The organism is Tessaracoccus luoxuelianae (genome assembly GCF_054483915.1).
Map to the genome: position 1 here is coordinate 3,357,815 of NZ_CM137013.1, position 23,156 is coordinate 3,380,970.

Consider the following 23,156-nt stretch of genomic DNA (forward strand, 5'->3'; position numbering starts at 1 on the left):
GATGAGGTTCCAGGCCCGCTGTTGACGATGACCACGCTCTCCGCACCGAATTCACCATGTGAGTTATGGAGGGCGGAATACGTCCGGCCGAAACCTGTTCCAGCATTTGATGCTCGTTCGGGCCTGAATCCCCTTCAGTAGGCCTTTACTGGCGGTGGTGGCTCTGATTGAACACCCGCAGTTCCAGGGTGCAGGACCACCTCGACACATCCGTCCTTCTTCTCACGGAACAAGGTGTAGACACCCTGCCTGAGCCCGGTAGAGGGCACGTGGTGAGTGGCGAAACCCTCGACGCCGAAGACGTCGTCGGCTCGTGACAGAAGCCCGCTGGGGTGTTGCCACAGAACTCCCGGGAGCGGCGGGGCAGGGGCCGCCGTCTGCAGCGTGCTCGGGGCCGGCCCGGAAACCCCCCGGGCCGGCCCATCGGTCAGGTGGTGCGGAGCCGGTCCGCTTCCGCCTTGGTCTCGTCGGCCTTGACCTGAGCGTCGGCCTTGACGGTCTCGGCAGAGACCCTGGCCTGCTCGGAGACCTCGTCGGTGGCGGCCTGCGCGTCGGCCTTGATGTTCTGGCCGGCGCCCTGCGCCACCTCCTTGACGTTCCCCGCGACCTCCTCGGCGAGCGGCTGCAGGTTGTCCTTCGCCTCCGTCGCCATCGCCTTGAGCTCCTCGATCGCCGGCTCCGCGGCGTTCTTGAGCTGCGTGGCGCGCTCCTTCTCCATCTGCGAAGCGGGGATCAGCCCTCCGATGAGCGCCCCGATGCCGGCGGCGATGAGGCCCGCGGCGAGCGGGTTGCCCCGGGTCGACGCCTTCACCTGGCGCGGCGCGGCGGCCACGGCGTCGCGGGCATCAGCCACCGCAGTGCCTGCTTTGTCCCCCACCTCGCCCACCGCGCCATGGTCGTAGGGGTTGGTGTCGGAGCCGAAGATCCGCTCCTTGAAGCTGTGGACGCCCTCCTTGACCTGGTCCACCTGCTCGCGGACCATGTTGCTCGGCTTGGCGCTGTCGCCGAGGGCGTTGACGTTGTCACTCAGCTCAGCGCGGGTGCGCTCGATATCTCGACGGATCTCATCCGGGTTGGTGCTCATCAGTTCTTCTCCTCATTGCCAGTGGCAGCGTTCGGGATCTTCTTCACGGTCTCAGCGGTCCGGGGCAGTCCCCGCACCTTGGCGAACTCACTCTTCCCAGCCATGGCGAGGATGGCGGCGATCGCGAACCAGATCACGGCCACGATCACCCCGCTCCATCCCAGGGATGGGTTCTGGGCCGACCCCATCAGGACGGCCAGGCCCCACCAGAGGGCCAGCGTGAGAGCGATCAGGCCCAGAAAGGCAGTGACGCCGGCCCCGGCGAGCATGCCGGCGCCCTTTCCCGCCTTCGACGCCGACTGCTTGGCCTCGACCTTGGCGAGTTCCACTTCCTGACGGATCAGGGTGGTGGCGTTGTCGATCAGGTCCGAGGCGATATCGCCAAGCGACCGCTCCTCGGCCCGGTACCGGGCGTAGCTGGCTTCCTTCTCAGCCTCCTCGGGGTCCATGCCCAGCGGGATGGTCGGGTCCGCGTAGCCGGAGCCGTAGGGGTCTCGGGCCGTGGGGCCCGGATCGGTGTAGGGGGAGGTCATCGGAGACCCTCCCGCCAGGGATCCCCACCCTCGACGGTGAGATCCTCGTACTGGGACTCAGGCTCGACGAACGTCTCGTTGGCCACCTGCGACTCGCGACGAGGGGTAGCGCCCAAGGGCGTCGGTGGGTACTGGTCGCTGAGGTGCGGCGTGGGATACGAGCCTGGAACGGCAGCGCCCGGACGATACGCGGCTGCGGGCTGTGCCCGGCTGTCTTCATCAGGCTTCGCGCCCTGGAGCCCGCGGTAGATGCGCGCCCCGATGAAGCCGACGCCGGCAGAGATGGCCAGGAACTGCCACGGGTTGCGAGCAGCGTAGCGACGCACCGACTCCAGGACCTCGTCGGGCTGCCGGCTCTCCAGCCAGGCGGCCGCGTCGTCGCTGAACCGCTGCGCCTTGTCCACATAGCCGGCGAGCATGCCGTCCTGGTCCGCCTGTGACATGGACCGGAGCTCTCCACTCAACGAGCGGGCCAACTCCGCGACCATCTGCTGACCGGTCCCGGCCTGGGCCCGAAGCTCGTACACCGATTCGTCGAGCAGCCGCCGGCCTTGCGCCTTGGCCTCGTCGATGACCTCAGCGGCCTCCTGCTTGGCGGTGTCGACGACGTGGCCACCCGCATCCTTGGCGGTGTCGGTGACGGCCTTCGCCTCGTCCTGGGCCGTGGCCGCGACATCCTTGGCCCGGTCACCCGTATGAGAGGCGACCTCCTTGGCCTGGTCGGTGCCCTTCTGATCGGCGGAAGACCCGGTCCAGGTGGTTGCGCCGGACTGCCCTGGCACAGTGGGGGGCGCCACAGTTGCGCCGTACTCGCTCTGCCCACCGGCGGGTGTCTCATTCGGGTACGCCATGGTGATCCTCCATTACGTTTCGGTCATGCGAGAGCTTGTGCTCTCCTGCACAGTCCTTACCCACAATCGCGATGTCTAAACATGGATCGAGCAAAGTGATCACGCCGGATAAGCCCATCGAACATTGGACAGGCGGAGCCAGTCAGCCCTATTACGTACCCACTTCCGCAGATTCTAAACAGGGGCGGTTCAGGGCGAAATACTCCCCCTGTCCACCTCTTGATAGCCGGGCCGATCGGACTAGCGTGGAGCACATTCCACACACCCCGAGAAAGGAACAGAAACCATGGCTGAAAAGGGGCTCTTCTTACTTGAGCGTGGGGTGAGCGTGGATCCGATGGTGGGCGTGTCGGCGGGGTGAAGGGGGTCGAGGCCCTCAAGAATCGGGGTTACCACACCACCTGATCTTCAAGGACCTCGACGATGCCTGATTCTACTTCCTGCTGCCGTGCCTCCGGCGGCTACTGCCAGCGCTGCGACCTTCTGCTGGGCCTGCCCGGGCTCCACGTGATCGGCGTCCAGCGCGACGACGCTGGGCTCAGGGTTGAGGTCGAATCCGTCCGACCGGAGGTGATGGGCTGCCCCGCCTGCGGCGTGATCGCGCATGCCCATGGCAGGCAGAAGGTGAAGCTGATCGACGCGCCGTGCTTCACGGCACCGGTGCGGTTGTGGTGGCGGAAACGACGCTGGCTCTGTCCCGATCCGATGTGTCCGGTGAACTCATTCACGGAACAGAACCCCGACATCGCGCGACCCAGAGCGCTGCTCACCAGCCGCGCCACGTCGTGGGCGATCGGGCAGCTGCGACGGGAGAACGCCTCGGTCCAGGGGATGGCCCGGCAGCTCGGCTGCACCTGGAGGACGCTGTGGCGAGCCGTCAAGCCGATCCTTGAAGCCGCCGCCGACGACGAGGCCCGCTTCGCCGGCGTCACCTCGCTGGGCGTCGACGAACACATTTGGCATCACGTCTCCACCAAGCCCGTCGACCAGGGCGGGCGCGGGCCGAAGGAGTTCACCGGCATGGTCGATCTCACCCGCGACAAGGAGGGACGCGTCCGGGCCCGGCTCCTCGATCTGGTCCCGGGCCGCTCGGGTGAGGCCTACAAGACCTGGCTGCGTGACCGCGGGGACACGTTCCGGAAAGGGATCGCGATCGCCACCCTGGACCCGTTCCACGGCTACAAGAACGCCATCGACGACCAGTTGGAGGACGCCGTTGCGGTGCTCGATGCGTTCCACGTAGTCAAGCTCGGGACGGCCGCGGTCGATGAGGTCCGTCGCCGGGTCCAGCAGGACATCCACGGCCACCGCGGTCGCCGAGACGATCCGCTGTATCGGATCCGCAACCTGCTGCGCGCCGGGCAGGAACACCTCACCGACCGACAGAAGACCCGCCTCGAGACCGCGTTCACAGCCGACGACCGCCACGTCGAAGTCGAGGTCGCCTGGCACTGCGCCCAACAGCTCCGCTCGGTCTATCACCAGTCCTGTCACGCCGACGGGCGCAGGGTCGCGGAGAAGATCCTCGCCACGTTCCCGTCGTGTCCGATCCCGGAGATCGCCCGCCTCGGCCGGACGCTGAACCAGTGGCGCGACGCGTTCCTGGGCTACTTCACCACCGGCGGTGCCAACAATGGCGGAACCGAGAGCATCAACGGGTTGATCGAACTCGCCCGCCGCGTCGCCAGAGGGTTCCGCGACCCCGACAACTACCGCCTCAGAATGCTCCTCATCGGCGGCGGTCTAAGCATCTGACCCCACGCTCAGGTACGAAGAGCCTGAAAAGGATCTGGCCGCATTGTTCTTCGCAACCATGCGAGACATGTACTACGCCGAGCGACACATCCTCTCGTCACTCCCCAAGTTGCAGGAGGCGGCGGTCTCCGACGAGCTGAAGGCGGCGCTCGAGCACCACCTCGGGGAGACCCAGGGGCAGATCGATCGCCTCGAGAAGGTCTTCGCCATGATCGATCGCAAGCCCACCAGCAAGCGCTGCGACGCCATCGACGGCATCCTGAAGGAGGGCGATGAGCACCTGGAGGAGTACCAGGGCAGCCCTGCCGCCGACGCCGCCCTCATCGCCTCGGCACAGGCTGTCGAGCACTACGAGATCACCCGCTACGGCACCATGCGACGGTGGGCCAAGATGCTCGGACTCAACGACGGCTACGACCTCCTCACCCAGTCTCTCGAGGAGGAGTCGCGCACCGACGAGCTCCTCACCAAGATCGCCGAGACCGAAGCCAACGCCACGGCGGCGGCCGGCGGCGCCTAAAGCGTCTCCGGGTCCGCGCCGGTCTCGATGACGAGCTCCGCCACGGCGCGGAGCTTCAGGTTTCGGTCCTGGCTGGCGCGCTTGAGCCGTTCGAAGGCGTCGGCCGGCGTCAGCCTGTGCCGCTCGACGAGAATGCCCACCGCCTGACCGATCAGGCGGTGGCTCTCGATCCCGCGGGCCATGTGCTCCTGCCTGTCAGCGCTCTGCTGCGCGAGAATCAGGCGATCGACGGCTAGGCCGAAGGCCTGCGCGAGAAGGTCCGCCACGATCATCTCGTCGGGCCTGACCTGCCTGGGTCGCGGGAACTGGATCCACGCCCGGCAGTCGGCGAGGCTCGTCTGCGGGACGAGCAGGATGCCGGGCCGCAGGCTGACGCTGTCGGCGCTCGGACGTCCAGCGATGCCGGCGAGGACCTCCGGGGGCAGCTCGTCGGCCGACACCGTCGACCCACCGTGGAACAGGACAGGGCCTCCCAGGTCGATCTGGATGGTGCACCGCCCCACGAACAGCAACTCGAAGCCGTGGGTCGAGAGCCCCAGCAGGGTCGCGATGTCGTCCTCACCCGCGAAGCTCGCGCTGACCTGCGCGGCGGCCGCGCGGCGACTCTCGGCCTCCTTCTGACGCGTGATGTCCCGGAACGTGCGGATGGTGGCAGTGAGGCCCGTTTCAGGATCCGTGACCGAGGCGTCCGCCGCCGAGACCCAGAAGGGTCGACGCTCACAGTCGTAGAACATCGCCTCGCTGGTCCCCGATGACCCTTCCCGGGCCTCGAGGTGGCGCTGGGCGATCGCCGCTCTCTGCTCCGCGTCCTCCTCCTCGGTCGGCCACCACGGGTAGGGAGGCCGGAACGGTCCATCGGCCATCGTGTACCCGGACAACTGGGAGAAAGCGGGGTTCATGTCCATGACGACGCCCGCCGCGTCGAAGATCAGCACGCCGTCGTGCAGCGAGGACAGAAGCGCGCGCCGCCACGCCGCGTCCAAGGAACGCTGCCGGGCCCTGGCCAGCGCGGCTGCGAGGCGGATTCGCAGTTGGGGAAGATCCACGGCGACCTCACCCGACTTCTCCGGCGGGTCATCGAGAAGGACCACCGCGCTCCCAGCCAGCGCCGGCTCGGCACGGAGGGCGCGAAGGAAGTCCAGGCCCGCGGACCAGCCTGCCAGATCCGCCAGGACGATCTCCGGGGGATTGGCCAGCAGAATGTCGATGGCGCCCTCGATATCGGTCACCGCGACGACGTCGTAGCTGTCATCCAGCGCACTGCTCAGCAGCTGCGCCCGCTGGGACCCCGGTTGGACGAGAGCCAGCCGTGCCCGCGGCGGTGCCACCAGCTCAGGATCCGGCACGAACATGTCGATGCCGACACGGGGCGCCGCTGAGGTCGGAGCCCCCTCTTCGCCACTGAGACCGAGGGTCATTCGAGGTTCCTCTGGGTGAGGCGACGGCGTGGGTCGCCGTACTTTCGCACACTAGCGGAGGAGGAGGGCCAAGGGCAGCCAGCGATCAGGAGGCCCGGCTCAATTTCACTCCCCGCGCTTCTCCGCGTCCGGCGGCTCGGCCGCCGGACCTGGCGCCAGGTAGTCGTCGAGGATCTCCTCCAGCAACCCGGCCTCGATCACGAAGTCCAATGAATCCCGGCGAACCATCTCCAGGAAGGCGATGGACGCGGCGATGGCCCTCTGGGAACGCGCGGCCTTGCCATTCCAGGTGCCGCCGAGGGAGCCGCGCGGCGCCACGAGCCGTTCGGGGTCAGCGTGGACGGCCAGGAGCCGCCTCAGGGTGTCGAAGGCCGCGTCCCTGCTCTGCGGGACGCCGACGCGCACTTGGTGAAGCACCTCCGCCAGTGGCGGGTGCACCTCAGCGAGCGCCTCAGGTTCAGGGGGTGTTGTCACCATGCCACCTGCAATCCACAGACGGGGCGAGCCCACATCGATGCGCCGTACTCCGCTCCGGACACAGCAACGGCCGACCACGTGAGTGGCCGGCCGCGCTTTCGCCTTGATGCGAAGTCAGACTGAATAAGCTCGCCCGGGGGGGCTCTACTTGAAGACGTCCTTGATCTTCTCGCCGGCCTGCTTCACATCGGCCGACGCCTGATCGGCGTGTCCCTCAGCCTCGAGTCGTTCGTTGTCGGTCGCCTTGCCGACGCCCTCCTTGACCTTCCCGGCCGCTTCCTGGGCTGCATTGCTGATCTTGTCGTCGACTCCCATGATTCCTCCTCGTAGTGGGTTGGTAGTAGTGACGTACCCACAATCCGGCCGACTAAACAGCATCGACCGGAACGCGCTCAATAAAGCAGCGCCAAGGCCGGCTCCTGAAGAATGGAGGCCACGTCGTGCAGGAACCGCGATCCCTGCTCTCCGTCGACGATCCGATGATCGAAAGCCACCGCCAACGTGGTGACCCATCTGGGCACGACGCGCTCGTCGGCCCCGGTGCCCACGACCCACGGGCGTCGCTCGATGGAGCCCATGCAGAAGATGGCTGACTCGTCGCCGTTGATGATGGGGGTGCCCGCATCGATGCCGAAGACGCCGACGTTGGTGATGGTGAAGGTGCCGTTCGAGTAGTCGCCGGGTTGGAGCTTCCCCTCGCGCGACACCTGAACCAGCTGAGTCACCGCCTGGCACAGCTGCAGCAGGCTCAGATCCTGGGCGGACTTGATGTTGGGCACCATGAGTCCGCGGGGTGTGGCGGCCGCGATGCCCAGGTTCACGTCGCCGTAGTAGACGATCTCCTGCCGCTCCTCATCCCACGACGAGTTCAGCTCCGGATTGCGCGCAAGGGCCAGGCAGATGGCCTTGGCGTAGACCAGCAGCGGCGACACCCTCAGGCCCGTGAACTCGCGGCGACCCTTGAGCGTCTCGACGAAGTCCATCGTGGCGCTGACATCGACGGTGATCCACTCGGTGACGTGCACATGTGTCTGGCTGGAGCGCACCATGTTCTCCGCCGTCGCCTTCCGGACGCCCTTGATGGGGACACGGCGCTCGGCGCGGCCCTGCCGTGGGTTGGAGCCCCCGAGCCCCTCCGTCGGCCCGAATCCGCCGCCGAAGCTGGACCCTCTGAACGAGGTCCCCGCGTGCGCCTGCCCAGAAGCACCACCTGCAGCCTCGCCGAGCCTCGGCTCGGCTTGGAAAGCCGCCTGATCGTTGAGAATGCGCCCCTGCTTGGGCTGCTCGTCGAGGTAGCGGAATGCGGCGGCGGCCTCCACGTCGCGGCGGGTGATCGTGCCCTCCGGCCCGGTGCCCACCACCGTGCCCAGGTCCACGCCGAGATCCATCGCATACTTGCGCACCGGAGGCTTCGCCCGCGACGATCCATGATCCGAGGCCAACACCAACTGGGACTCCGACGGCGCCCGTCCCGGCGCCGGCAGCGGATCTCCGGAGGCCTGGGCGTGGACCGCCCCCGCGGGGTGCACCTCGTCCGCCCGGCGCCCCGGCTCGTGGTGCCCGTAGGCCGCGGACATCGCCTCGGCCACCGAGGCCTTGTCCGCACCCTGCCCCCGACGACGACGTCGCGCGGGTCCCGGATCGGATGGCCCATAACCCACCAGGTTGGGGCCGGCCTCAGCAGGCGCCTCCTCAGTGGGCGCCTCATCGCCGCTCACACCGTCGTCGATCTCCACGATGGGGCTCCCGACCTCCACCGTCGTGCCCTCCGCCACCAGCAGTTCGGTCACGGTTCCGGCGAACGGTGAGGGGAGCTCGACGAGTGACTTGGCCGTCTCGATCTCCACCAGCACGTCGTTGACGTCGATCACGTCACCGGCCGCGACCCTCCACGCCACGATCTCCGCCTCGAGCAGGCCCTCGCCCGGATCCGGTAGCAGGAATTGATGCTTCATCTCAGGCTCCTAGTAGGCGAGCGAACGGTCGACGGCGTCAAGGATCCGGTCCACACTCGGAAGGTACTCCTCCTCCACCCTGGCCGGCGGATACGGCATGTCGTAGCCGGCCACCCGCTGCACCGGGGCCTCCATCACGTAGAACAGGTCCTCGTGCAGCTTGGCCGCGATCTCCGCGCCCAGCCCCAGCGTCTTCGGCGCCTCGTGCACGACGACGGCGCGCCGCGTGCGCCTCACCGACGACTCGATGGTGACCCAGTCGATGGGGCTCAGCGTGCGCAGGTCCACCACCTCCAGGGACGTCCCCTCCTCGGCTGCGAGCACCGCGGCATCCAGGCAGGTCCTGACCATCGGCCCGTAGGCGAGGAGCGTGGCGTCCGTGCCGTAGCGCACCACCTGCGCCTGGTGCATCGGAGCCGGGCGGGCCGAGAAGTTGACGGTGTCCTTGACGTGGTAGCGCCGCTTCGGCTCGAAGAACACCACGGGGTCATCAGAGGCGATGGCCTGCTGGATCATCCAGTACGCGTCGTTGGCGTTCGAGCACGTGACCACCTTGAGCCCGGGGGTGTGCGCGAAGTAGGCCTCGGGCGACTCCGAGTGGTGCTCGATGGCCCCGATCCCACCGCCGTAGGGGATCCGGATCACCATGGGCATCCTGGTGTGTCCCCCGGTGCGCATGTGCAGCTTTGCCACCTGCGTGACGATCTGGGAGAAGCCGGGGAAGACGAAGCCGTCGAACTGGATCTCCAGCACCGGCCGGTAGCCGCGCATGCAGAGGCCCACAGCGGTGCCGATGATGCCCGACTCGGCCAGCGGCGAGTCGACCACCCGGTTCTCCCCGAACTCCTGCTGCAGGCCCTCGGTGATCCGGAAGACGCCGCCGAGCTTGCCGATGTCCTCACCGGCGAGCAGCACCTTCGGGTCGGCCTGCAGGGCGCGCCGCAGCCCGCGGTTGAGGGCCTTGGCCATGGTCAGGGTCTCGCTCACGCGTCCTCCCCGAAGCTCGCGGCGAACTCGGCGTACTCGCGGCGCTGCGCCTCCAGCGCGACGGTGGGCTCGGCGTAGACCGTGGCGAACAGCTTGTCCATGGTGGTGTTCTCCATCAGGGGGATCGACGCCCGGGCGGCGGCCCCCAACTCCTTGGCCTCGGCGTCGACGCCGGCGAACCACTCGTCGTCGACGGCGCCCTCCGCGCGGAGATAGGTGGTGAGGCGGGCGATGGGGTCGCGGCCGCGCCACTCCTCCTCGTCGGACCGCTCGCGGTACTTGGTGGGGTCGTCGGAGGTGGTGTGGGCGCCCATCCGATAAGTGAAGGCCTCGATGAAGGCCGGCCCCTCGCCGGCGCGGGCCCGGGCCATCGCCCAGTCGGTGACGGCCTTCACGGCCAGCACGTCGTTGCCGTCCACCTGCACGCCGGGGAAGCCGAACCCCTGGGCGCGCTGGAACAGGGGGATGCGCGACTGCAGCGCGATGGGCTCCGAGATGGCCCACTGGTTGTTCTGGCAGAAGAACACCACCGGCGCGTTGTAGGAGGCGGCGAACACGTAGGCCTCGTTGACGTCGCCCTGGCTGGCGGCGCCGTCGCCGTGGTAGACGATGACGCCGGCGTTCTTCTCGTCGTCGTGGTTGCCGACCGCGCCGTCGAGCTGCAGGCCCATCGCGTAGCCGGTGGCGTGCAGCGCCTGGCAGCCGATGACTATCTGGTAGTTCTTGAAGGTGTCCAGCTTCTCCCAGTAGCCGCCGTTGGTGCCGCGGAACAGCGACAGCATGTTGGTGAGCGGGACGCCGAGCACCATGGCGACGGCGTGCTCACGGTAGGACGGGAACACCACGTCGGCGGGGCGGAGTGCGTGGGCCGAGCCCACCTGGGCGGCCTCCTGCCCGATCAGCGGGGTCCACAGGCCCAGCTCGCCGTGCCGCTGGAGGGCGGTGGCCTCGGCGTCGAAGCGCCGGGCGAGGACCATGTCGCGGAGGTAGCCGACGAGGTCCGCGGTGGTGCCGGTGAACTCGAAGTCGTCGTGACTCACGCGTCGACCCTCAGGGGTCAGCAGCTGCACCATGTCCTGGCTTTGACCGCGCACGCGGCCTCCTCTCCACTAACTTACGCATCCGTAGCTTACGTCTTGGGCGCCTCGAAAGGGACTCCAGCGGCAGACCCCTCGCTGGCTCAGGAGCGAGGAGCGCAGCGACGAGCCTCGAAGCCCAAGAGAAGTGACGTTGTCAGCTCGCGTTTCTGAGGCTTCGAGGCCGCTGCGCGGCACCTCAGCCAGCGGGAAAGGGAGCGAGGCCGCTGCGCGGCACCTCAGCCAGCAGAGGAGGTCAGCCGGCGAGGGTTGCGACCAGCACCGCCTTGATCGTGTGCATCCGGTTCTCCGCTTGGTCGAACACGACGCTCGCCTCGGACTCGAACACCTCGTCGGTCACCTCAACGCCCTCGATGCCGAACTGCTCCTTCAGGTCCCGACCCACCGTCGTGTTGAGGTCGTGGAACGCGGGCAGGCAGTGCATGAACTTGGTGGCCGGGTTGCCGGTGGCCCGCATCAGCTCGGCATTGACCTGATACGGGCGAAGCAGCTCGATTCGCTCGGCCCACACCTCCTTCGGCTCACCGAGCGAGACCCAGACATCGGTGTAGACGAAGTCCACGCCCGCGACACCCGCGGCCACGTCGTCGGTGACGGTGATCCGCGCACCCGTCGACTCCGCGAGGCGGCGCGCCTCAGCGACGATCTCGGCCGCGTTCTGCTGCGACGCCGGCGCCACCATCCGCACGTCCATGCCCATCAGTGCGCCGCTGATCAGCAGAGAGTTGCCCACGTTGTTGCGGGCATCGCCGAGGAACGCGAACGAAACCTCCTCCAACGGCTTGCCGCTGTGCTCGATCATGGTGAGCTGGTCCGCCAGCATCTGGGTGGGGTGCCAGTCGTCGGTGAGCCCGTTGTAGACGGGGACACCGGCGTGGGCCGCCAGGGTCTCGACGACGTCCTGCCCGGAACCGCGGTACTCGATCGCGTCGTACCAGCGGCCGAGGACGCGGGCGGTGTCCGCGGCGGACTCCTTGTGGCCGATCTGCGAGCCGGCCGGGTCCAGATAGGTGGTGGTGCCGCCCTGATCCGCGACAGCCACCTCGAACGCGCACCGGGTGCGGGTGGAGGTCTTCTCGAACAGCAGGGCCACCTGCTTTCCGGCGAGGAGCGGGCTCTCGCGACGCTCGCGGCGCTGCGCCTTCAGCTCGGCCGCGAGGTCCAGGAGCCCGCGCCACTCGTCGGGGGTGAAGTCCAGCTCCTTGAGGAAGCTGCGGCCCAGCAGGCTCATCGTCGTCGCCTTTCGCTCGCGATCCAGGGAAGGACACAGGCTACCGCGCCGTCCGCGGCCCGCCGCGGCCGGCCGTCACACCGATCTGGCGTGGTCGACGAGCCTGTCGAAGCCCGCATCCATCGCCCTGTCGACAATCTGCCTCTCCGGGTGCGCGTCCCACCAGGCGACCTGCTCCGCGACCGCCTGGTCGTAGGTGATCGTCGGGTTGAACTCCGGCACCAGTGCCCGCAGCTTCGAGCAGTCGAAGACCATGGAGTGCGCCTTGTCTCCGAGGAGCCCGGGTCCGACGTCGGGCAGCACCCGCGCGATGGTCTCCGACGCCACGTGCACCAGTTCGGGGCTGGCCACCCCGGCCGCATGGGCCAGCCACGTGTAGATCTGGTCCCAGGTGGGTGCGTGGTCGCCCATGATCTGGAAGGTGTCGCCCACCGCCTGCGGGTTGCCGAGGAGACCGGTGAAACCGACGGCGAAGTCGGCCGAGTGCGTCACGGTCCACTGCGTGGTGCCGTCGCCGTGCACCACAACAGGCCGGCCGGCCCGGAGCCGGGCGATGTCCGTCCAGCCTCCGGTGGTGAGCAGCAGGGTGCGGTCGTAGGTGTGGGAGGGGCGCACGATCGTGGCGGGGAATCCGTTGTCGCGGTACTCGGCCACGAGGAGGTCCTCGCAGGCGATCTTGTTGCGCGAGTACTCCCAGAACGGGTTGCGCAGCGGGGTCGATTCGGTCACCGGCATCCGCGACGGCGGGCTCTGGTAGGCCGAAGCCGAGGAGATGAACACGTACTGGTCGGTGCGCCCGGCGAAGCGGGCCACGTCGCGCCCCACGTGGTCCGGGGTGAAGGCGATGAACTGGGCCACGACGTCGAACCCGCGGCCGCGGAGGACCTCGTCGACGGCGGCACCGTCGTGCACGTCGGCCACCAGGAACTCCACGTCCTCGGGAAGCGGGTGCGTGGTGGACTGCCCCCGGTTGAGGACCGTCACATGGTGGCCGAGCCGGACTGCCCGTTCCACGCTCGCGTGGCTGATGATGCCGCTGCCGCCGATGAACAGCATGTCCAGGGGATTGCGTGTGAGTGCCATCCCCGCATCCTTCCATCCAGCCACCACTGCTGGTGCGGACTGGGTGCGATAGCCGCGCCCCGGATCAGTCGCGGGTGACGGCCTCGAGCACGCCGTCGACGGCGGCCTCGATGTCTGCCAGCGTCTCCTCGAACCCCTCCTCCGTGCCGTACCACGGGTCAGTCAGCGGCTCCCCCTTGGTCTTGTCCGGGTTGAAGTCGTTGAGCAGAACGATGTTTTTGGCACACGGGGCGATGCGCTGCAGGCGGGCGACGTGCAGCGGCTCTGCGGCCACCACGAGGTCCGCGCCCTTGATGTCGGCTGCCCCGATCTTGCGCGCCTGGTGCCCCGAAGCGTCGTAGCCGGCACGCTCCAGGGTGCGCGCGGCGCGGTGGTCGATGGGGTTGCCCACCTCGTCGCTGGACACCCCGAAGCTGGCGATCCGCACGTCGAGCCCACGCTCCTCGGCTCGGCGCCGTGCAACCCGCTCGGCCATCGGGGAGCGACAAATGTTGCCCCAACATACGAAGAGAATCGTTGACATTGGTCACACTTTAGCCGCGCGGGTCTGGCTCACCGAGGCCGGGGGCACAGGTGGCTAGAATGAGCCACCGGCGTGGAGGAAGGTTTGGGGGGACGATCATGCAGATCTTGGTGGTTGACGATGATCAGGCGGTACGCGATTCGCTCGCCCGCTCACTGACCTACACGGGCGACGATGTGCAGACCGCCGCAGACGGCGTCGAGGCCCTCGCGAAGCTGGTCAGCTACACACCCGACGCCATCATCATGGACGTGATGATGCCCCGTCTCGACGGCCTCGAGACCACCCGAATGCTTCGGGACGGCGGCAACGACACCCCCATCCTCATCCTGACTGCGCGCGACGCCGTCGGGGACCGCGTGGACGGGCTCGACGCCGGCGCAGACGACTACATGGTCAAGCCCTTCGCCCTCGACGAGCTCCTGGCGCGCCTGCGGGCGCTGACCCGGCGCTCGAAGCCCGTGCCGGAGGCGGAGTCGCGGGTCCTGACCTTCCAGGACGTCACGCTGGACACGCAGCACCGCGAGGTGACGCGCGCCGGGCAGCACATCTCGCTCACCCGCACCGAGTACGCGCTGCTGCAGGTGTTCATGGAGAACCCGCGCCGCGTCATGGAGCGCAATACCCTCCTCAATGAGGTGTGGGGCTTCGAGTTCCCCACCACGGCCAACTCGCTCGAGGTCTACATCGGGTATCTGCGGCGCAAGACCGAAGCTGGCGGCCGGCCCCGGCTCATCCACACAGTGCGCGGCATCGGCTACGTCCTGCGTGAAACTCCCCCGTGATCGGAAGCTGGTGGATCCGGCTTCGCCGCGGCCTGGGCCGCCTCGTCAGTGGCCAGTCGCTGCAGTGGCGCCTTGCCCTCCTGACGGGCATCAGCGTGGCGCTGTCGGTCCTGGTCGTCGGCACCACCTCCTACGTCGTGACGCGGTGGTCCCTGCTGGAGCAGTTGGATCGTGAGCTGGTGGCGGTGGCCCAGACGGCGTCCGGGACCATCGCGTCGAACGTGTCCAACATGGGCGGGCTCTCGGGCGACCTGATGGGGTCTTCCGATGGGCTGCTCGCTCTTGTCGCGGCGGATGGGCTGGTCAAGCAGGTGCCCGGCCAGCCGGTGTCCCTGCCTGCCGGGTCCGAGGAGATCGCGGTGGCGCGGATGCAGTCCGGGTCCTCGACCCGCACCCTGGATGCGGACGGCACCTCCTACCGCGTGGTGTCGGTGCCGATGTCGGTGGACGGGGCGTTCTACGCCGTGATCTACGGGCGGCCCACCGTCGCACTGGAATCCACGCTCGGCTCACTGTGGGCCGCGCTGCTGGCGGCCGGCGCGCTGGGCGTTCTGACCACCACGCTCGCGGCGCTGTGGGCGGCGCAGACGGTGCTCGCTCCCGTGCGTCGACTCTCGCAGGCCGTGAAATCCGTCACGCAGACCGATCAGCTCAACCCCATCCGGATCTACGGTCGAGATGATCTGGGTGAGCTGACCAAGTCGTTCAACCTCATGTTGCGCTCGCTGCAGACGTCGCGGGAGCAGCAGAGCCAGCTGATCGCCGACGCCGGGCATGAGCTGCGGACCCCCCTCACGTCGATGCGCACCAACATCGAGCTGCTGCTGGCCGACGACACCTCCGGCATGCTCCCGGAGGGCGCCCGCTCGGTGATTTTGGGCGACGTCGCCGCGCAGCTGGGCGAGTTCTCCGCACTGGTGGGAGACCTCGTGGCACTCACCCGCGACGACCACCTCCAGCGCCCGCACGAGCTCCTGGACATGGCGGAGGTGACGGAGTCCGCCATCGAACGCGCCCGCCGTCGAGGCCCCAACATCACCTTCGACGTCACCCTGGAGCCCACCCCCGTGATGGGGGATCCGTCGACGCTGGAGCGCGCGATCACCAACCTTCTGGACAACGCCGTGAAGTTCTCACCCTCCTACGGCACCATCGTGGTCACGCTGGAAGACGGCACCCTCACCGTCGTCGACGAGGGCCCGGGCATCGCCGACGAGGACCTCCCGCTGATCTTCGACCGCTTCTACCGCTCGGACCGGGCGCGGAACACCCCCGGCACCGGGTTGGGGCTGTCCATCGTGGATCACACGGCGCGGGCGCACGGCGGCTCGGTGCGCGCGGGCAACGACCCGGACCGCGGGGCGAAGTTCGTGCTGCGGCTGCCGGTGATCGCCGAGTCCGCGGAACAGTCTGTCCTGTGAGGTCAGTGGAGTGAGGGTGGCGCTGAGCCCCGCGCAGCGGCGCGGGCTGTCGGTGGGCGTCGCGACGGGGCTCTACGGGATCTCGTTCGGGGCACTGGCCGTGGCTGCCGGCCTGACGGTGGGGCAGGCATGCGTGCTCAGCCTGCTGATGTTCACCGGCGGCTCGCAGTTCGCGTTCGTCGGCGTCGTCGGCGGAGGTGGGGCGCTGGCGTCGGCGACCGCGGCCGCCTCGCTGCTGGGGGTCCGCAACGCGATCTACGGGGTCACCGCCAACGCCATGCTCCGCCCGCGCGGCTGGCGACGCTTCGTGGCCGCGCACCTGACCATCGACGAGTCCATCGCCACCGCGTCGGCCGCGGAGGACCCCGTCGAGGAGCGGCGGGGGTTCTGGGCTGGAGGTGTCGCGGTGTTCGTCCTGTGGAACCTGTTCACACTGTTGGGGGCCCTCCTCGGCGACGCCCTGGGCGACCCGAAGGCCTGGGGGCTCGACGGCGCGGCTGTCGCGGCGTTCCTGGGTTTGCTGTGGCCGCGGCTACGGAGCCGCGACCCGATCGCGATCGCGGTGATGGCCGCCGTGGTGACGGTGGCGGTGGCACCGTTCGTACCGCCGGGGATTCCGATCATCGTGGCGGCAGGTGTCGCGGTGGCGATGACTCTGGCCCAGCATCGCCGCGACTCGACGGTCGCGCCGGACGTCGATCGGAGTGTCCCACGATGACGATGTGGCTCTGGATCATGGCCGCCTGCGCGATCGCGTACGTCACCAAGCTGGTCGGCTACCTGCTTCCCGAGCGATGGCTCGAGAATCCGTGGGTCGTGAAGCTCTCGCACGGGGTCACGGTGGGGCTGCTCGCCTCGCTCGTGGCCACCAACGCGTTCGTATCTGGCACTGCGGTGGCGCTCGACGCGCGCGCCGCGGCCCTGCTTGTGGCCGCCGTGGCCCTGGTGCTGCGCGCGCCATTCCTGCTCGTGGTGATTGCCGGGGCTGCCGCCGCCGCGTTGGCTCGCCTGGGTGGCCTCGCGTGATCTCTCCACAGCCTTATCCACAGCTGTGCACAGATTACGTCGGTGTAATTTCGGCTTCTCGGGCCTGCGGCGAGGCGCCCCAGTCCGCCACCTCCGGAACCTGTGAACGTCCGAGCGGTCCGCGGCATGACCGGACGTTGCGCAGCTCTCGTTCAAGGGCCCTCTTGGGCCAGACCTCTAGTCGCAGGATCGATAGCTTCTCACCGGGGAGGTACGCGCACGCTCTTGCAATCTGCACAGATTCCTATACAGTTCTTGTCATGACCATCTTCGCTGACCTGCACCGCAAGCGGACTCTGTCCGTTACCGCAGCCTCCAGCCGCGGTGTCGCGGGCTTGGTCAAGGATGCGGAGCGTGGTGAGGACATCATCGTCGAGCGCCACGGGCGCGCGGTCGCTGCCGTTATCTCCGTTGAACAGTTCGACGAGCTTCACCGTGTTCGGGCTGACCTGATCGCCGCTTCCCTCGTCTTGTCGCGCGAGCTCTCTGACACTGGCAGCCGCACCGATCTGGACGACGCCATCGCCGCGTTCGGGTTCGACCGGGTGGAACTCGAGGCCGAGCTCGACGCTGACCTAGCCACCGGCCGCGAGTGACAACGCAACTCCGGTCCGGCCCCGGGCCAGCGGTTACGCATGGTTGAGAAGAAGCACCCGGAAGTACCCGGGTGTCTAGTGCGCCTGACCGGGGATGCGGTCGAGGACCTGGAGACCTTGTTCAAGGCCGACCCGCAGATCGTGCGCTGGGCCTTGAAAAAGATGATCCAGATCGAGCGCGACCCCAACGCAGGCGCCCCCTTGCTGGGCGGTCTCATCGGCTACCGCAAGATCGCCGTCGGCGATCGTGACTGGCGCGTCGTATGGCGAGTCGTGCAGAACGACGCAGGAGACTTCCGAGTGGAGGTCGCGGAGGTCTGGGCAGTTGGGTACCGCAAGGACAACGAGGTCTACGAAGAGATCAGGCAACGCGTCGCTAACGCTGGCTCCTCACCGAAGACCAAGGCGCTCACGGAGGTTCTGGAGCTCTTCGCCAAGCAGGCAATCGACCTGACCGCGACCCCGGAACCGGAGAAGCCTGAGCCAGTCCCGAGATGGTTGACCGACGCACTGCTCTACGTGGTGCACCTCCCGGCCTCCCAGGTCCAAGAGATGACACTCGAAGAAGCCGAGAGGGCTTGGACGGACCATATTTCCGGTGCGGGTTCGGGAACGTAGCTGGGCCTCTGCTGAGGCTGCCCTCCCTGCCGGCTGCGCTCATCGCGGCAGATCCGGTAGTTGTTCATCGCGTGCGGGCCGGAGTGGTATCCCGGCCGAACCCGCCCTCATGCGAGGAAAGACGGTCCCCCTGGTTTGTGTGTCTGCAACTTGCTACCCATAGAGCGGCATCTGCGCATATATGCAGAAGCCGCCCTATGGATAGCAAGTTGCAGACCCCTCGTCGTCAACGACACCATTCCGGCGGCATCAGCACCTCGGCAGGAGCGTGAAGCGCACAGTCCGGGGCTTCGACGGCGCTGCGCGCCACCTGAGCCACCGGGATGGCGTGTGTGGCTGAGCCCCACAGCGAACGCTCAGCTGTCTGGCGACAACCTAAGACCCCGACCCCTTTGGGCCGGGACATCCACAAGACGCGCGTGGTCTTGGCGTTGCGGAGTTCCCGCCCATTGTCCGAGTGCGCTGCCATGATGGCGCCATGGCACTGATCGGTGAACCGCGCCGGATGAATCCGCTGCTGCGACTCGGGGTCAGGATCGCCGAGCGCACGACAGGGCGCCGGATGGAGCCCGCCCGGCTGCTCGCCTGGTATCCCAGGGCTGCGATCGGCTCCGGCCTGCTGGAAATGCTGGTGGCGCATCGCGAACCTTCCGAGCGGCTGCTGAAGCTGGTCCGCGTCACCGCGTCCATCACCGCGAACTGTGCGTTCTGTGTGGACATGAACAGCTACGAGCATGACCGCGCCGGGCTGAGCGACGCCGAACTGGCCGCGCTCGCCCGCGGCGACCCTGACGGCATCCAGACCTTCACCCACCGGGAGCGGCTGGCCATCGAGTACGCAAGGCTGATCTCATCCACACCGCTGACGTTTCCCACAGAGCACCTGGCGCGGCTCAGGGCGGAGTTCAGCGAGCGTGAAATCGTGATCCTTGCCACCACTGCCGCCCAGGTGAACTACTGGGCGCGGGTGATCCAGGCCCTCGGTGTTCCACCGGCCGGCTTCACCGAGGCGTGCCGGGTGCCGAACCCCCGAGGTCCTCGCGACCGCCTCGGAGCTTACGCTCTGTGGTTCACACCCGGGCACGAGGCGTGACAAGAAAGCCAGGAGCGGCCTAGTCAGATCGACACCCGCGGCGACAGGGCTGGATACGATGGATGAGTCCAACGAAGGATTGCACCGAACACTTCGAGGAGCTGTGATGGCATCCGTAGAGAACGACCTCGCCAGGATCAAGGGCATCGGACCGAAGTACGCGGAGATGCTCAAGAGCATCGGGGTGGACTCCGTCAAGGAGCTCCGGCACCGCAACGCGGCCAACCTGAAAGAGATGATCGAGACCCGTCACGGAGCGGTGATCGGGCTGTCGGTAGCTGAGTGTGAGGACTGGGTGACGCAGGCGAAGGCACTCGACGTCTGAGTGATCGCTCAGGGTGGCTGCGCTCGCTACACCACCAGCGGCGCCGCGACCTCCAACTCTCCGTGCTCGATCAGCCACCTCACTGACTCGAGGATGGCCTCGTCCGGCTGATACCTGGGTTCGTACCCGAGCGCGTATCGCGCCTTCCCGATGCTGAGGTAGTGGTTGCGCAGCAGGTGCTCCCAGCTGGCCTCTGCGGCGCCTTCGGCGGCGGACGCGCGGAACTCGTCCCAGCTCACCGAGCGCAGTTCCGCCGCCTGCCCGAACCATCCCGCCGCGATCCTCGCGTACCCCCGCACGTTCAACGCCGACGGAGCCACGACACTGAAGTCCTCCCCCGCGGCCGCGGTGCGGTGCACGATGGCCGCCTCGAAGGCCTGGGCCACATCGTCGGCGTGCACGTGATGGAGGAACTCGCCGCCGAGCCCGGGGATCTCGAGCGGTTGGCCGGCTGAGAGGGTGCGCCACACCGTCGGATCGACGTTGCCGAGCGGGCCGATCGGATGCCAGCCGGGGCCGACGATGTGGCCCGGATGCAGCGACGTGGTGACCAACCCGCCGGACCTCGTCTCCTCCTTCAGCATGGCCGCGATGGCGGACTTCGCGATCCCATACTCCCCAGCCGGCGGCGTACCGCCATCCTCTGTGATCGGGAGGCGCTCGCTGGGGCCGTGACGCCAGATGGACCCGCAGTGCAGCAGGTGCCCAGTCTCCCCGCGGAGTCGCTCGACCAGCGCGGTGGCAGAGTCCAGCGTGAAGCAGATCAGGTCCACGACGACGTCGGGCCGGAGCGCAGCGACGCGGTCGGTGAAGGTCCCCTCGCGCTCCTCGGCCTCCCGATCGGCGACCACCTGACGCACATCCCGCCAGGCCGGGTCCTCGACGTAGCTGGCTCGCTGACCACGGCTGATGCTGACCACGTCGTGCCCGGCCCGGACCAACCTCGGGACAAGGTAGCTCCCGATGTGCCCGCTTCCGCCGATGACAACGATTCTCATGTCGCCACATTAGGGCGCTTGCCCCGCCGCTGCCGACGTAGGCTGAATCCGCACATCACGAGGGAGACGACATGAGCGAGGCGGCGACCACCGCAGCGACGGCGGCCGAGCTGCTGGCCGAGCTTGCTGCGCTGGAGGACCCGAAGATCCGGGCCGTCAACGAGCGCCACGGCGACGATCACGGGGTGAACCTCACGAGACTGCGGGCCGTGGCGAAGCGGGTCAGGACCAACCACGACCTCGCCGTCGAGCTGTGGTCCACCGGCGACTCCGCCGCCCGGCTGCTCGCCCTGCTCATCTGCCGGCCGAAGCTGTACTCCCTCGACGAGCTGGACGCCATGCTCCGCGGGGCCGGCTCGCCGAAGGTGCACGACTGGCTCGTCAACTACGTCGTCAAGAAGAGCACCCACGCGGAGTCGCTGCGCCTGGCCTGGTTCGCGGACCCGGACCCGGCCGTCGCGAGCGCCGGGTGGGCGCTGACCAGCGAGCGCGTGGTGCGGAGCCCCCAGGGTATCGATCTGGACGGGCTTCTGGACCTGATCGAGGCGCAGATGGCTGAGGCGCCCGAGCGGCTGCAGTGGGCGATGAACCATTGCCTCGCGCAGATCGGCATCGAGAACCCGCCGCTGCGTGAGCGCGCCGTCTCGATCGGCGAGCGACTGGGCGTGCTGCGCGACTACCCGACGCCGCCCGGCTGCACCTCGCCGTTCGCGCCGATCTGGATCGCGGAGATGGTGTCGCGGCGCGAGACCTAGTCCACGTCTGGACGGCCCACCGGAAGCGACACCGTCGCGCTCAACCCGCCCAGGTCAGACTCCCCCAGGGTGACCTCGCCGCCGTGGTCGCGGGCGATCTCCCGCGCGATCGCCAGGCCCAGCCCGCTGCCGCCGCCCTCGCGCTCACGCGCCTCGTCCAACCGCACGAAGCGCTCGAAGACCCGCTCGCGATCCCCAGCCGGGATCCCCGCCCCGTCGTCCTCCACGACCACCACCCCGTCGGACACCGTCACCCGCACCACACCACGGGCGTGCCGGGCCGCGTTCTCCACCAGGTTGCGCACAACCCGCCCGACGGCGGCCGCGTCCACCCACGCCCGGCCGGCTCCGCGCACCTCCACCGCGACACCCGCGCGCAGGCCGGCCACAGCGTCACCGACGAGGGCAGCCAGGTCAGCGTCGTCTCGCCGCGCCCCCGTCGCACCCACCCGCGCCAGCAGCAGCAGATCGTCGACGAGCGCCTGCATCCGCCGCACCTCCGGCGCAAGCTCGGCCGCCAACTCCCCGCTGGTGAAGGCCGCCGGGTGCGCCTCCGCCACCTCGACGGCGGCGCGCAGAGACGAGATCGGCGAGCGCAGCTCGTGGGCCGCGTCCTCGACGAACCCGCGCTGCCGGGCCGCGGCCCGGTCCAGGCGGTCCAGCATCTCGTTCAAGGTCCGCGCAAGCGCCCCGAGCTCGTCGTCGGCTGCGGGCACGGGCAACGCGCCCGGCCCGCCCTCGCGGGCCACCCGGGCGGCGGCCACCCTGAGCTGCTCCACCGGCCGCAGCGCCCGGCCGAGCGCCAGCCAGATGACGCCCGCGAGCAGCAGCGTCAACGTGGGCACCACCCCCACCAGCGACACCCGCAGCGCTTGCAGCACCCCCTCGACGTCGCGCAGCGGCAGCGCCACCACCACCGTCACCGGTGCCCCCCGCCAGTCCGCCGCTCGGGCCACCACCCGCGCCCGCGCGTCGTAGGCCGTCGGCATCGTCGCGGGGCCGGCTCCCGTGAGCGCCGGGAGCTCCGACGGCGCCACCACCGGCAGCGTCCGGCTCGCGTTGGCCGAGCTCGCCACCACCAGGCCGTCGCCGTCGAGCACCTGCGCGATCTCCCCCGGCTCCGCCACCGGTAGCGGCTCGGGCAGCCGGTCATCGGCCACCAGCCGCGACACCGTCAGCGCCCGAGCCTCCGCCAGCTCGTCCAGCGCAATCACCCGGCTCGCGGACACCACCGTCGACAACGCGACCGCCCCCAGGGAGAGCCCCACCGCCAACAATCCGGCGGTCACCAGAGTCAGCCGCAACCGTAGTGAGAGCCCGCCCCACCGTCGCCCCTCGCCGGGCACGCCGTCAGCCCACCACTCGGTAGCCGGCGCCGCGCATGGTGAGGACGACGTCGCGGCCCAGCTTCCGCCGCAGGTAGCCGACGTAGACCTCCACCACGTTGAGGTCCTCCCCCGTGCCGTCCCACACGTGGTCGCGCAGCTCCACCTTGCCCACCACGCGGTCCGCGTGCCGCATCAGGTACTCCAGCAGCGCCAGTTCGCGGGTGGTGAGATCCACGGGCACCCCGTCGAGTGTCACGGTCCGGGCGGAGGGGTCCATCACGAGCGCACCGACGGCGAGCACCGACGGCCTGGCCTCCGCGGGACGGCGGACCAGGGCCCGGAGCCGGGCCACGAGCACGACGAAGGAGAAGGGCTTGGTGAGGTAGTCGTCGGCGCCGAGGTCCAGCGCATCCGCCACGTCGTACTCGCCGTCCTTGGCGCTCAGCATCAGCACCGGGGTCCACACCTTGCGTTCACGCAGCGCGGCCACCACGTCGTAGCCGTTGCGCCGGGGCAGCATCACGTCCAGGACGATCGCGTCGTAATCGCCGTGGGTGGCCAGCGAGAGGCCCGTCTCGCCGTCGTGCGAGCAGTCCACCGCGAACCCCTCCGCCGCCAGGCCGCGCTGCAACGCCCGGGTGAGCCCCCGCTCGTCGTCGACCACCAGTACCCGCACGCCCCCATCCTGCCAGCGGGC

At 68.7% G+C, this 23,156-nt stretch carries 26 protein-coding genes; 11 read left to right on the forward strand and 15 right to left on the reverse strand.

Translation table 11 applies throughout. The features are described 5' to 3' along the window. Positions 1 to 427: 427 nt before the first annotated feature. From ACX1D1_RS15515 to ACX1D1_RS15525, 3 genes are read right to left on the reverse strand one after another with little or no spacing between them, the layout of a single operon-like run. On the reverse strand, positions 428 to 1,084 hold the full coding sequence (locus ACX1D1_RS15515) for a DUF3618 domain-containing protein (RefSeq protein ID WP_459055340.1): 657 nt from the start codon (positions 1,082 to 1,084) through the stop codon (positions 428 to 430). Further along, a complete protein-coding gene (locus tag ACX1D1_RS15520) occupies positions 1,084 to 1,617 on the reverse strand; it encodes a phage holin family protein (RefSeq protein ID WP_220489053.1) in 534 nt (177 codons plus the stop codon). Before ACX1D1_RS15520 ends, ACX1D1_RS15515 begins: the two co-directional genes overlap by 1 nt. Then, the gene (locus ACX1D1_RS15525; RefSeq protein ID WP_459055341.1) at positions 1,614 to 2,468 is read right to left on the reverse strand and encodes a hypothetical protein; all 855 of its coding nucleotides are present in this window, start codon (positions 2,466 to 2,468) and stop codon (positions 1,614 to 1,616) included. The genes ACX1D1_RS15520 and ACX1D1_RS15525 overlap by 4 nt, the downstream gene beginning before the upstream one ends. A gap of 423 nt (positions 2,469 to 2,891) precedes the next feature. On the opposite strand from ACX1D1_RS15525, the gene ACX1D1_RS15530 reads away from it, so the two are divergent. Together ACX1D1_RS15530 and ACX1D1_RS15535 are read left to right on the forward strand one after the other, a co-directional pair. Beyond that, the gene (locus ACX1D1_RS15530; protein ID WP_459054753.1) at positions 2,892 to 4,223 is read left to right on the forward strand and encodes an ISL3 family transposase; all 1,332 of its coding nucleotides are present in this window, start codon (positions 2,892 to 2,894) and stop codon (positions 4,221 to 4,223) included. 43 nt (positions 4,224 to 4,266) lie between these two features. Then, on the forward strand, positions 4,267 to 4,743 hold the full coding sequence (locus ACX1D1_RS15535) for a YciE/YciF ferroxidase family protein (RefSeq protein WP_255443510.1): 477 nt from the start codon (positions 4,267 to 4,269) through the stop codon (positions 4,741 to 4,743). Here ACX1D1_RS15535 and ACX1D1_RS15540 read toward each other — a convergent pair. From ACX1D1_RS15540 to ACX1D1_RS15580, 9 genes are all read right to left on the reverse strand, one after another. After that, entirely contained in the window at positions 4,740 to 6,161 is a 1,422-nt protein-coding gene (locus ACX1D1_RS15540; RefSeq protein WP_459055343.1) for an ANTAR domain-containing protein, read from the reverse strand. The genes ACX1D1_RS15535 and ACX1D1_RS15540 overlap by 4 nt on opposite strands. A gap of 105 nt (positions 6,162 to 6,266) precedes the next feature. After that, positions 6,267 to 6,638: a hypothetical protein gene (locus ACX1D1_RS15545; protein ID WP_459055344.1), complete on the reverse strand. Its 372-nt coding sequence runs from the start codon at positions 6,636 to 6,638 to the stop codon at positions 6,267 to 6,269. 144 nt (positions 6,639 to 6,782) lie between these two features. Next, positions 6,783 to 6,953: a CsbD family protein gene (locus ACX1D1_RS15550; RefSeq protein WP_182798870.1), complete on the reverse strand. Its 171-nt coding sequence runs from the start codon at positions 6,951 to 6,953 to the stop codon at positions 6,783 to 6,785. Between the two features lie 77 nt (positions 6,954 to 7,030). Continuing rightward, positions 7,031 to 8,593, reverse strand: coding sequence for a dihydrolipoamide acetyltransferase family protein (locus ACX1D1_RS15555; protein ID WP_182798871.1), 1,563 nt, complete (start codon positions 8,591 to 8,593; stop codon positions 7,031 to 7,033). Positions 8,594 to 8,602: 9 nt separating this feature from the next. Then, positions 8,603 to 9,562: an alpha-ketoacid dehydrogenase subunit beta gene (locus ACX1D1_RS15560; protein WP_459056603.1), complete on the reverse strand. Its 960-nt coding sequence runs from the start codon at positions 9,560 to 9,562 to the stop codon at positions 8,603 to 8,605. 14 nt (positions 9,563 to 9,576) lie between these two features. Beyond that, the gene (gene pdhA / locus ACX1D1_RS15565; protein WP_370586027.1) at positions 9,577 to 10,674 is read right to left on the reverse strand and encodes a pyruvate dehydrogenase (acetyl-transferring) E1 component subunit alpha; all 1,098 of its coding nucleotides are present in this window, start codon (positions 10,672 to 10,674) and stop codon (positions 9,577 to 9,579) included. 238 nt (positions 10,675 to 10,912) lie between these two features. Continuing rightward, positions 10,913 to 11,908 carry an ornithine carbamoyltransferase gene (argF, locus tag ACX1D1_RS15570; RefSeq protein ID WP_459055345.1) on the reverse strand — a complete coding sequence of 332 codons (996 nt, stop codon included), beginning with the start codon at positions 11,906 to 11,908 and terminating at the stop codon, positions 10,913 to 10,915. A 75-nt stretch (positions 11,909 to 11,983) separates the two neighbouring features. Continuing rightward, positions 11,984 to 12,991, reverse strand: a complete 1,008-nt coding sequence (locus tag ACX1D1_RS15575) for an NAD-dependent epimerase/dehydratase family protein (RefSeq protein WP_459055347.1) — start codon at positions 12,989 to 12,991, stop codon at positions 11,984 to 11,986. Positions 12,992 to 13,055: 64 nt separating this feature from the next. After that, positions 13,056 to 13,466: an arsenate reductase/protein-tyrosine-phosphatase family protein gene (locus ACX1D1_RS15580; RefSeq protein ID WP_459055349.1), complete on the reverse strand. Its 411-nt coding sequence runs from the start codon at positions 13,464 to 13,466 to the stop codon at positions 13,056 to 13,058. A gap of 146 nt (positions 13,467 to 13,612) precedes the next feature. Between ACX1D1_RS15580 and ACX1D1_RS15585 the strand changes: the two genes are divergently transcribed. The 8 genes from ACX1D1_RS15585 to ACX1D1_RS15620 all read left to right on the forward strand — a co-directional run bounded on the left by ACX1D1_RS15585 (position 13,613) and on the right by ACX1D1_RS15620 (position 19,378). Then, positions 13,613 to 14,299: a response regulator transcription factor gene (locus ACX1D1_RS15585; protein ID WP_182781433.1), complete on the forward strand. Its 687-nt coding sequence runs from the start codon at positions 13,613 to 13,615 to the stop codon at positions 14,297 to 14,299. Beyond that, positions 14,296 to 15,720: a sensor histidine kinase gene (locus tag ACX1D1_RS15590; RefSeq protein ID WP_459055351.1), complete on the forward strand. Its 1,425-nt coding sequence runs from the start codon at positions 14,296 to 14,298 to the stop codon at positions 15,718 to 15,720. Before ACX1D1_RS15585 ends, ACX1D1_RS15590 begins: the two co-directional genes overlap by 4 nt. A 16-nt stretch (positions 15,721 to 15,736) precedes the next feature. Further along, on the forward strand, positions 15,737 to 16,438 hold the full coding sequence (locus tag ACX1D1_RS15595; protein ID WP_370586028.1) for an AzlC family ABC transporter permease: 702 nt from the start codon (positions 15,737 to 15,739) through the stop codon (positions 16,436 to 16,438). Beyond that, positions 16,435 to 16,746 carry an AzlD domain-containing protein gene (locus tag ACX1D1_RS15600; protein WP_182781431.1) on the forward strand — a complete coding sequence of 104 codons (312 nt, stop codon included), beginning with the start codon at positions 16,435 to 16,437 and terminating at the stop codon, positions 16,744 to 16,746. Before ACX1D1_RS15595 ends, ACX1D1_RS15600 begins: the two co-directional genes overlap by 4 nt. A gap of 260 nt (positions 16,747 to 17,006) precedes the next feature. Beyond that, on the forward strand, positions 17,007 to 17,342 hold the full coding sequence (locus ACX1D1_RS15605; RefSeq protein WP_459055353.1) for a type II toxin-antitoxin system Phd/YefM family antitoxin: 336 nt from the start codon (positions 17,007 to 17,009) through the stop codon (positions 17,340 to 17,342). Positions 17,343 to 17,381: 39 nt separating this feature from the next. Then, positions 17,382 to 17,960, forward strand: a complete 579-nt coding sequence (locus ACX1D1_RS15610) for a type II toxin-antitoxin system RelE/ParE family toxin (protein WP_459055354.1) — start codon at positions 17,382 to 17,384, stop codon at positions 17,958 to 17,960. 478 nt (positions 17,961 to 18,438) lie between these two features. After that, positions 18,439 to 19,053 (forward strand): carboxymuconolactone decarboxylase family protein, encoded by a 615-nt coding sequence (locus ACX1D1_RS15615; protein WP_459055355.1) that lies wholly within the window; start codon positions 18,439 to 18,441, stop codon positions 19,051 to 19,053. 106 nt (positions 19,054 to 19,159) lie between these two features. Next, complete coding sequence (locus ACX1D1_RS15620) at positions 19,160 to 19,378, forward strand: DUF4332 domain-containing protein (protein ID WP_220489054.1); 219 nt, start codon at positions 19,160 to 19,162, stop codon at positions 19,376 to 19,378. Positions 19,379 to 19,404: 26 nt separating this feature from the next. Here ACX1D1_RS15620 and ACX1D1_RS15625 read toward each other — a convergent pair whose 3' ends face one another. Further along, on the reverse strand, positions 19,405 to 20,376 hold the full coding sequence (locus ACX1D1_RS15625; protein WP_182781416.1) for an NAD-dependent epimerase/dehydratase family protein: 972 nt from the start codon (positions 20,374 to 20,376) through the stop codon (positions 19,405 to 19,407). A 71-nt stretch (positions 20,377 to 20,447) separates the two neighbouring features. On the opposite strand from ACX1D1_RS15625, the gene ACX1D1_RS15630 reads away from it, so the two are divergent. Beyond that, entirely contained in the window at positions 20,448 to 21,131 is a 684-nt protein-coding gene (locus tag ACX1D1_RS15630) for a DNA alkylation repair protein (RefSeq protein ID WP_459055356.1), read from the forward strand. On the opposite strand, the gene ACX1D1_RS15635 is transcribed toward ACX1D1_RS15630, so the two are convergent. Both ACX1D1_RS15635 and ACX1D1_RS15640 read right to left on the reverse strand, forming a co-directional pair. Continuing rightward, a complete protein-coding gene (locus ACX1D1_RS15635; RefSeq protein ID WP_459055358.1) occupies positions 21,128 to 22,420 on the reverse strand; it encodes an ATP-binding protein in 1,293 nt (430 codons plus the stop codon). The two genes, ACX1D1_RS15630 and ACX1D1_RS15635, sit on opposite strands and share 4 nt — an antisense overlap. Before the next feature lie 61 nt (positions 22,421 to 22,481). Further along, the gene (locus tag ACX1D1_RS15640) at positions 22,482 to 23,135 is read right to left on the reverse strand and encodes a response regulator transcription factor (RefSeq protein WP_182781413.1); all 654 of its coding nucleotides are present in this window, start codon (positions 23,133 to 23,135) and stop codon (positions 22,482 to 22,484) included. Positions 23,136 to 23,156: the final 21 nt, after the last annotated feature.